Origin of the sequence: Streptomyces nanshensis (assembly GCF_001751255.1) — a bacterium.
GTDB lineage: Bacteria > Actinomycetota > Actinomycetes > Streptomycetales > Streptomycetaceae > Streptomyces > Streptomyces nanshensis_A.
In genome coordinates, this window is sequence record NZ_LJGW01000407.1 from 1 (window position 1) to 8,693 (window position 8,693).

6 protein-coding genes are annotated in these 8,693 nt (G+C 70.8%); 1 reads left to right on the plus strand and 5 read right to left on the minus strand.

Going from position 1 to position 8,693, the window contains the following annotated elements:
- The first annotated feature begins 573 nt into the window (after positions 1–573).
- Positions 574–1,341: a tetratricopeptide repeat protein gene (locus AN218_RS25465; protein WP_216311804.1), complete on the plus strand. Its 768-nt coding sequence runs from the start codon at positions 574–576 to the stop codon at positions 1,339–1,341.
- Positions 1,342–1,425: 84 nt separating this feature from the next.
- Here AN218_RS25465 and AN218_RS25470 read toward each other — a convergent pair whose 3' ends face one another.
- The 5 genes from AN218_RS25470 to AN218_RS34860 all read right to left on the minus strand — a co-directional run bounded on the left by AN218_RS25470 (position 1,426) and on the right by AN218_RS34860 (position 8,618).
- Positions 1,426–3,246, minus strand: a complete 1,821-nt coding sequence (locus AN218_RS25470; protein WP_070019266.1) for an IucA/IucC family protein — start codon at positions 3,244–3,246, stop codon at positions 1,426–1,428.
- Complete coding sequence (locus AN218_RS25475; RefSeq protein ID WP_079132578.1) at positions 3,243–3,887, minus strand: GNAT family N-acetyltransferase; 645 nt, start codon at positions 3,885–3,887, stop codon at positions 3,243–3,245. The genes AN218_RS25470 and AN218_RS25475 overlap by 4 nt, the downstream gene beginning before the upstream one ends.
- Positions 3,884–5,248, minus strand: coding sequence for a lysine N(6)-hydroxylase/L-ornithine N(5)-oxygenase family protein (locus AN218_RS25480; RefSeq protein WP_070019267.1), 1,365 nt, complete (start codon positions 5,246–5,248; stop codon positions 3,884–3,886). Before AN218_RS25480 ends, AN218_RS25475 begins: the two co-directional genes overlap by 4 nt.
- A gap of 32 nt (positions 5,249–5,280) precedes the next feature.
- Entirely contained in the window at positions 5,281–6,807 is a 1,527-nt protein-coding gene (locus tag AN218_RS25485) for a pyridoxal phosphate-dependent decarboxylase family protein (protein ID WP_070019269.1), read from the minus strand.
- 287 nt (positions 6,808–7,094) lie between these two features.
- Positions 7,095–8,618 (minus strand): DUF1015 family protein, encoded by a 1,524-nt coding sequence (locus AN218_RS34860; protein WP_079132579.1) that lies wholly within the window; start codon positions 8,616–8,618, stop codon positions 7,095–7,097.
- Positions 8,619–8,693: the final 75 nt, after the last annotated feature.

Sequence of the window (8,693 nt, forward strand, 5' to 3'; positions counted from 1 at the left end):
CGTGCATGCGCTGTGGGCCCGGGCTTTTTTGTATTTCAAGAGTGGGAATTCCGCGGGGCCGTGAAAGGTCTCGTCATGACGACAGGAGTCACGTCCATGTCCACCGAATCGGCCGACGACCGGCCCGAACGCCGTCCTCGTCAGTCCGGGCAGCGGAACGGTGAGGACCGGCCGCGGGGCGGAAAGCGCGACGGGCGTGCGGGCAGCGGTGAGAGCCGTGGGCGCGGGGGGTTCCGGCGGGACGACGGACGCCGGGGGGACCGCCGTGAGGCGCCCGGGGGGCGTGACCGGGACAAGCCGCGCGGTGGTGGCGGGCCTCGGCGGGGTGAGCGGAGTGACCGCACGGATCGTACGGACCGCTCGGACAAGCCTCGTACGTCCCGTGCGCCGCGTGGTGAGCAGCGCGGGCGTGGTGAGGACGACCGGCGGGGTGGCTTCCGGGGGCGGCGCGATGATCGTCGTGGTGAGGGCCAGGGACGTGGTGGGCCGCCGCCGCGGCGGTTCGGGCGTGACGATCGGCGTGGTGGGAGCGGCCGGGACGACCGGCGGTCCGACCGTGAGGGGCCGAGGCGGCTGCCGATCGACGAGGACGTCACGGGCGCGGAGATCGACAAGGAAGTACGGCAGGAGTTGATGAGCCTGCCGAAGACGCTCGCCGAGGACGTCGCGAAGAACCTCGTCATGGTGGCGCGGTTGCTGGACGACGATCCGCAGTCCGCGTACGGCTATGCGAAGGTCGCGCTGCGGCTGGCGTCGCGGGTGCCGTCGGTGCGGGAGGCGACCGGGTTCGCGGCGTACGCCGTGGAGAAGTACGCGGAGGCGCTGGCGGAGTTCCGGGCCGCGCGGCGGATGACCGGGCTTCAGCATCTGTGGCCGGTGATGGCCGACTGCGAACGCGGAATGGGGCGGCCCGAGAAGGCGCTCGCGATGGCCGGCGAGCCCGAGGTGCAGAAGCTGGACAAGGCCGGGCAGGTCGAGATGCGGCTTGTGGCAGCCGGGGCGCGGCGGGACATGGGTCAGGCGGAGGCGGCCGTCGTGACGTTGCAGAGCCCCGAGTTGGCGTCCAACGCGCAGCAGCCGTGGACAGCGCGGCTGCGGTACGCGTACGCCGACGCGCTGCTGGAGGTCGGCCGGGAGGGCGAGGCGCGCGAGTGGTTCGCGAAGGCGCTGGAGGCCGACCAGAGCGGGGCGACGGACGCGTCGGACAGGCTGGCCGAGCTGGACGGTGTGGAGTTCATCGACGCGCTCGATCCCGAGGCCGAGGAGGACGGGAACGCGAGCCCGGCAGCGAAGGAAGCCACGCCGGAGGAGAGTTCGAGGGACGCCGGCGCCGGGGAGTGAGGCCGGCGTACGAGACGTACGACAGGAGGCGGGAGTTCGCGGATCGCACCGCGGGCTCCCGCCTCCTGTGCGTCGCCGTCGTCGTTACGGGGCGAAGCGGGCCAGCGGGTTGTCGAGTTCGCCGACGAGTTGGAGGGCGCCGGCCGGGTCCTGGAGGTCCACCATCTGCTGGTTGTCGCGCAGTTGGAGGCGGTTGAGGCAGGACAGCGCGAAGGACTCCGTGAACAGGTCGTAGCGCTCGAAGCGTTCGGCGAGGTGCGGCGCGGACTTCTGGTAGTCGCGGACGCAGTCGGCGACCGCCGACCAGAAGGTGTCCTCGTCCAGGGTGCCGTCCGCCGCCAGGATGCCGTTGAGGAAGCGCAGGAAGCAGTCGAAGACGTCGGTGAAGAGGGAGAGGATCTTCATGTCCTCGGGGACGTCGGCGCGGATGCGTTCGACCTCCGGGGGGAGCTGCACGTCCGGGTTCATCACCGCGATCTCTTCGGCGATGTCCTTGAAGATCGCGCGCTTGGGGGCGCCGTCGTCGTCGAGGACGAGGATGACGTTCTCGCCGTGCGGCATGAAGACGAGTTCGTACTCGTAGAAGCAGTGCAGCAGCGGCGTGAGATACGTGTCGAGGTAGCGCCGCAGCCAGGTCTCGGCGTCCAGGCCCGACTGCTCGATGAGCGCCGCCGCGAAGGAGCCGCCGTCGGCGTCCGTGTGCAGCAGGGACGCCATCGTGGCGAGGCGTTCGCCGGGCGCGAGCAGCGGCACGGGGCTCTCCCGCCACAGTGCCGCCAGCATCTTCAGATACGGGGAGCCCTTCGGGGCGGCGGCCTCGTACGGGGCGGCGTGGTAGCCGATCGCGGCGCACTCGCGGAGGACGGCGAGCCCCGATTCGCGCAGCACCGGGTCGGAGGCGACGAGGTCCGCCAGCCAGTCGTTGATGGCGGGCGTGGCCTTCATGTATTCGGCCGAAAGTCCGCGCAGGAAGCCCATGTTGAGGACGGAGAGCGCCGTCTTCACATAGTGCTTGCCGGGGTTGGTGGCGTTGAAGAACGTACGGATGGACTGCTGGGCGAGGTGGTCGTCGTCGCCGTGTCCGAGGCAGACGAGATTGCGCTGCGCGACCTCGGCGGCGAAGGTGACGGAGAGTTTGTTCCACCACTGCCAGGGGTGTACGGGAATGAGGAAGTACGCGTCCAGGTCGAGGCCCTGCTCCTGCATCACGGCGGAGAAGCGGCGCAGCGTCGACGCGGACAGCTCGGAGAGCAGCAGCTTGTCGTAGCCGAGGTCGGCCGCCGCGGTGAAGGTCGCGTGGTCGCGGTGGGCGGCGACCCAGATGAGGCGTACGGGGGCGCCGGCTTCGGGTGCGTAGGCGCGGTACTCGGCGACGTCGAAGCCGAGGCGGCCGTTGTTCGCGACGAAGCAGGGGTGGCCCTCGGTCATGCCCGCCTCGATCTCCTGGAAGCCGGAGCGGGCGAGGCGGTCGGCGCTCACGGGCGTACGGGCCAGTTTGAAGGCCGTGCTCGCGAGGGTGGAGCTGATCTCCTCCAGATAGACCGGCAGGACCTGTTCGCCCAGGCCGAGGGTGCCGCGCAGCTCGGTGACGAACGCGAGGGCGTCGAGGGGGAGTTCGGCGCCGTCGCGGTGGCGGGTGAGCCCGTCGGCGTCGACCTGCCAGTGGTCGAGCGCGAACTGCCGTGCGGTGAACCGGTATTCGGTCTGCCCGTCGTCGCTGTGCACGGAGTAGCGCCCGGCGGCGTACCGCTCCTCGGGTGCGGACAGCGTGGCGGGCTTCAGCAGCCGTTCGTGCGTGAACTCGGCGATGGCCTTGCGTACCAGCAGGCGGTTCGCCGACTGCCAGCGCTCGGGGGTGAGATGGGCGACGGCCTCGCCGGGGGAGGGTGCGGTGGGTGTGGTCATCGGCTCTTCGTCCCTCCTGGGGTCTCCGTCGCTTCGCTCGCCGCGCGGGTCCGCAGGGCGTCGCGTGCCGTCTCGAACTGCTCACGGGTGCACATGCTCAGATAGGCGTCCTTCTCCGGCTTGGCGACGGTGCGCTCGATCCGGAAGCCGACCGCTTCGTTGAGGGCGTGCACGGCGGTGTTGCGTACGTCCGGCTCGACGACGACCCGGCGGGTGTGCGGGTCGGCGAAGAGCATGTCCATCACGGTGGTGATCACGGCGAGGGTGAAGCCGTGCACCGGGGTGTCGGTGGGCGCGCACAGGAAGTGCATGCCGACGTCGCCGGGCTCCGCCTCGTACAGGCCCTTGAGTTCGACGTGCGCGGGGTCGTAGCGCTCCGCGAGGAAGCGCGGTTCGCCCTCGTGGAGGCCGAGGAAGGCGTCGTGGTGCTCGGCGGCGGCGATGGACATGAACTCCCGCTCGACGTCCGTGAGGCTCGCCTCCTGCATCAGCCAGAACGCCGACTTGGGGTGGGTGACCCAGCGGTGCAGCAGTTCGGCGTCGTTCGCGGGGTCGACGGGGCGCAGGGCGAAGTCGCCCAGGCGCGGGTCGGTGCGGACGTGGACGATGCCGGCGCCGCCGTTCGTACGTGCGCTGCTCATCGGCGCGGAGCCTCCGTCCCGTGGGTCGGCTCCGGCCCGGCGGAGGGCGCCGGAGCGGTGAAGTCCTGGAAGGCGATGCGGCGTTCGACGGCGTAGTACTCGCGGCCGAGCAGCTCGCGGATGATGCAGGAGTTGCGGTAGGCGGCCATGCCCAGGTCCGGGGTGACGAAGCCGTGGGTGTGCAACTCCGCGTTCTGCACGAAGATCTCGCGGCCCTCGGCGGCCCCGGTGTCCACGCGGTAGTCGCGCCGTACGGCGAAGCGGCCCTGCTCGTCCCAGTCGATGCGGTCGGCGACGGGGGAGAGGAACTCGGGTGTGGAGTAGCGGTATCCGGTCGCGAGGACGAGGCCCTCGGTGGTGAGGCTGAAGTCCTGCTTCTGCTCCTCCTGGCGCAGGCCGAGGGTGTACGTACCGCTCGTCTCGTCGTAACCGGCGTCCGTGAGCGCGGTGTTGGTCATCAGCCGGGTGGGGCAGGGACCGGTGCGGCTCTTCTGGTAGAGCAGGTCGAAGATGGCGTCGATCAGCTCGGTGTTGATGCCCTTGTAGAGGTTCTTCTGCGAGGCGACCAACTCGTCCCGGGTGGAGGGCGGGAGGCTGTGGAAGTAGTCCACGTACTCCGGGGACGTCATCTCCAGCGTCAGCTTGGTGTATTCGAGCGGGAAGAAGCGCGGCGAACGCGTCACCCAGGTCAGGTGGTAGTCGTGGCCGCCGATCTCCTGGAGCAGGTCGTAGTAGATCTCCGCGGCGCTCTGACCGCTGCCGACGACCGTGACCGACTTCTTCTTCTGCAACTCCTCCTTGTGCGCCAGATAGCGGGAGTTGTGGATGAAGTCGCCGCCGAGACCGCTGCAGGAGTCGGGGATGTGCGGCGGCGTGCCGGTGCCCAGGACGAGCCTGCGGGCGCGGTAGGCGCGCTGCTCGCCGGCGGCGGTGTCGTCGGCGCGTACGACGTAGAGCTCCTCGGCCTCGTCGTACTCGACGCTCGTGACGCGGTGGTGGAAGCGCACCGACTCCAGCTTCCCGGCGGCCCACCGGCAGTAGTCGTTGTACTCGGCGCGCAGCGGATAGAAGCTCTCGCGGATGTAGAACGCGTAGAGACGGCCGATCTCCTTCAGGTAGTTGAGGAAGGTGAAGCGCGACGTCGGGTCGGCAAGCGTGACCAGGTCCGACATGAACGGCGTCTGGAGCGTGCTGTCTTCGAGCAGCATGCCCGGGTGCCAGTCGAACTCCGGTTTGTCGTCGAGGAACAGGCCGTCCAGCTCCTCGACGGGGTCCGTCAGACAGGCCAGGCCCAGGTTGAAGGGGCCCAGCCCGATGGCTATGAAGTCGTGGACGTGGGCGGTGTCGTGCGGGGTGGACACGTAGAGGTCTCCGGATCTCCGGGGGCGGGCGGTCAACTGGCGCGCGGGTGGGCCGGTTCGGGGTCGGCCCGCTGGGCGTCGAGGGCCTCCCGGCGTTCGGTGAGGCAGCGGCCCGCGTGCTCGGCGACGAGGTCGAGGACGATGGCGATGTCCTCCAGCGAGGTCTCCGGGTTGAGCAGCGTGAACTTCAGATAGTGCCGCCCGTCGACGACCGTGGAGGCGACGACGGCCTCGCCGGAGGCGAACAGGGCTTGCCGCGCATGGAGGTTGACCTCGTCCGTGAGGGCCTGACTCGCGGGGGAGGGCGGCAGATAGCGGAAGACGAGCGTGCTGAGCTGCGGGCGGGTGACGACCTCGAAGCGGGGGTCGTCGCGCAGCAGCCCGTACGCGTCGGCGGCCCGGTCCACCACCTCGTCGAACAGTTCGCCCACGCCCTTGGCGCCCATGATGCGCAGGGTCAGCCACAGCTTGAGGGCGTCGAAGCGGCGGGTGGTCTGGATGGACTTGTCGACCTGGTTGGGGATGGCGTTCTCCGCCATGCGGGCCGGGTTGAGGTAGTCCGCGTGGTACGTGACGTGGCCGAGCGTGGCCTGGTCGCGTACGAGCACGGCGCTCGAACTGACCGGCTGGAAGAAGGACTTGTGGTAATCCACCGTCACCGAGTCGGCGCGTTCGATGCCCGTGAGCAGATGGCGGCGCCGGGAGACCAGCAGTCCGCAGCCGTACGCGGCGTCGACGTGCATCCAGATGCCGGCGCGCTCGCACAGGTCCGCGATGGCGGGCAGCGGGTCGATGCTGCCGAAGTCCGTGGTGCCGGCGGTGGCCACGACGGCCATCACGATGAGGTCTTCGCGTTCGCACCGGTCGAGTTCGGCGGCGAGGGCGGAGGCGCGCATCTTCCGGTCCGAGTCGCAGGGGACGGAGACGACGGCCTCGGGTCCCAGGCCGAGCAGCGTGGCGGACTTCTCGATGCTGAAGTGGCTGCACTCGGAGGTGAGGATGCGCAGCCGGGGCAGGATCTCGGGCTTGCGCGGCGGCGTCGTGGAGTTCTTCTCCACCAGGCGGCAGGCCTCGTCGCGGGCCAGCAGCAGCGCCTGCAGATTGGACTGCGTGCCGCCGCTGGTGAAGATGCCGTCCGCGGCCGTGCCGAGGCCGATGCGGTCGGCGGTCCAGCGGATGAGGTGGCGCTCGATCAGGGTGCCGCCGGCGCTCTGGTCCCAGGTGTCCAGCGAGGAGTTGACGGCCGAGATCACGGCCTCGCCGAGGACCGCCGGGATGACGACGGGGCAGTTGAGGTGCGCGAGATAGCGCGGGTGGTGGAAGTAGACGGCGTCGCGGAGGTAGACGTTCTCCAGCTCGTCGAGCGCGGCGGCCGGGTCGCCCAGGGGGTCTTCCAGGTCGATTCCCGAGACGGCCGGGGCGAGTTGGGACGGTGTGACTCCGGTGAAGGGGCGGTCCGCGCCGGCGATTTTCTCCGCGACACGGCCGACGCCTTCGGTGAGCGAGCGCCGGTAGTGCTCCGCCGTCCTGTCGTTGAGCAGGTGGGCCCTGCTGCTCATGAACTGTCCTCCCTGACGCGGGCGTCGTGCACCGCACGGCAGCGCGGTGACTCAGGTAAGGCTACCCTAACTATGCGCAGGTCAAGGGGGTGATGAGCCCGAAGTTGAATGTGAGCTTCCGGACAACCGCACAGGATCTTCGGCCGACTGCCGGAAATTTTACGGGAGTTCGCAGGACATCCCAGGAATCCTCGGTGCGTTCACGGCTGACGGCCGACCGGCCGGGCCCCGCTCCGCGGGCCGGTGTGAGAAAGCGCTCAGCGCGTTTGGGGGCGGAAGCGGGGCGCTCAGCCGTCGCGGGGTGCCGGGTCCGTGCCGGGGGCCAAGTCGTCGCGGGGCGCCGGGTCTTCGCCGGGTTCCGAGTCTTCGGCGGAGGCCGGGTCTTCCGCTTCCGCGGACGCCGCGTCCCCGCCGGGCGCGGTGCCCTCGTCCAGGAGGCGCAGCACCAGCCCCGTCGCGGGCTTCGGGCCGAAGGAGGTCGACTTGCGGGGCATCGTGACGCCCTGCTCGGCGAGTTCGCGTACGACCTCCTCCCGTACGGGACGCATCAGCACCGCCGTGCCGCCCGTACCGGCGGCCTTGCCGACGGCGGCGGACGCGTCGTGGATGTAGCCGATGTCCTCCGGGCGGTCCGGCACGTCCCACACCCGGTCCAGCAGCACCGAGTGCAGGACGGTGGCGTCCAGCCGGCGCCAGGCGGCGGGGCGGTCCGCCTCGACGGTGCGCTCCAGCAGTCGCGCCGACGGGTCGTGGAGCAGATGGAAGGCGCCGCCGCCGTCGGTGAGGAGGAAGGCGTTGCCGGCGCTCTCCTCCAGGGCGTCCAGCTCGTCCAGCGCCTGCGCCAACGAGGGCTTGCCCAGGTCGCGTACGCGGAAGGCGTCCGCCGACTCGACGGCGCGCAGGGCCCGTTCGAGAGGCAGCCGCGGCAGCACGCGGTGGATCGCCTGTACGCGCAGCGGGTGGCGGACGGTGTCGACGAGCAGGACGAGGCCGTACTCCCAGGGCGAACCGGCGTCCGTACGGGCTGAGTTCGGGCCGTCGGCGTTCGGACCGTCGGCGCGGTCACGTCCGTCCTCGCGCGCACCGTGACCTTCGTGCGCCCGGGTCCCCCCGTTCCCCTCCTGCCCGCAGTGCTCCTCGCGCAGCCGCAGATACGTCGCCCAGCGGTGGTGGCCGTCCGCGATGAGGGCGCGGTGCCGGGACAACTCGGCGTCGACCTCGGCGAGTTCGGCGGGATCCGTCAGCGACCACAGACGGTGCGAGAAGCCGTCCGCGGTCCTGGTGGAGAGCAACGGCGTGCGCAGCACGGCCCGTTCGACCACGGCGGCGGCTCCGGTGCCGCTGCCGTCGCCCCGGTAGGAGAGCAGCAGCGGTTCCAGGTTGGCGCCCGTGGCGCGCATCAGCCGGGCGCGGTCCTCCACGACGTCGGGCATGACCCCCTCGTGCGGCAGGACGACGCCCTCCTCCGGCGGGGAGAGCCGCAGCGCTCCGATGAGGCCGCGCTGCAACAGCTCGCCCTTGCGCTGCTCGTAGACGTACAGGGCGGGCCGCGGATCGGGTGCAAGGACGCCCTCGGCGCGCCAAGTGCGCAGCGTCGTACGGGCGTTGGCGTCGCGTGCGGCGGCGTCGGCGCCCTGCGGCAGGATGAGCCGGACGATGTTGTGCGGGTCGGCCGTCTCCAGCAGCCGCACCTGGTCGGGGCGGACCACGACGTCGTACGGGGGCGAGGTCACGGCCGCGAGCGAACCGACCTTCCCCGGGACGTAACGCAGTCCGCGGAAGGGCGTGAGCCGGAGGCCGTCGTGGGTCATGACCGCATGCTAAGCCGGAGCCGGCGGGCGGGCGGAGAGCGGGCCGGGCGGGCGGTCGCGGCGACCGGCCCGCGG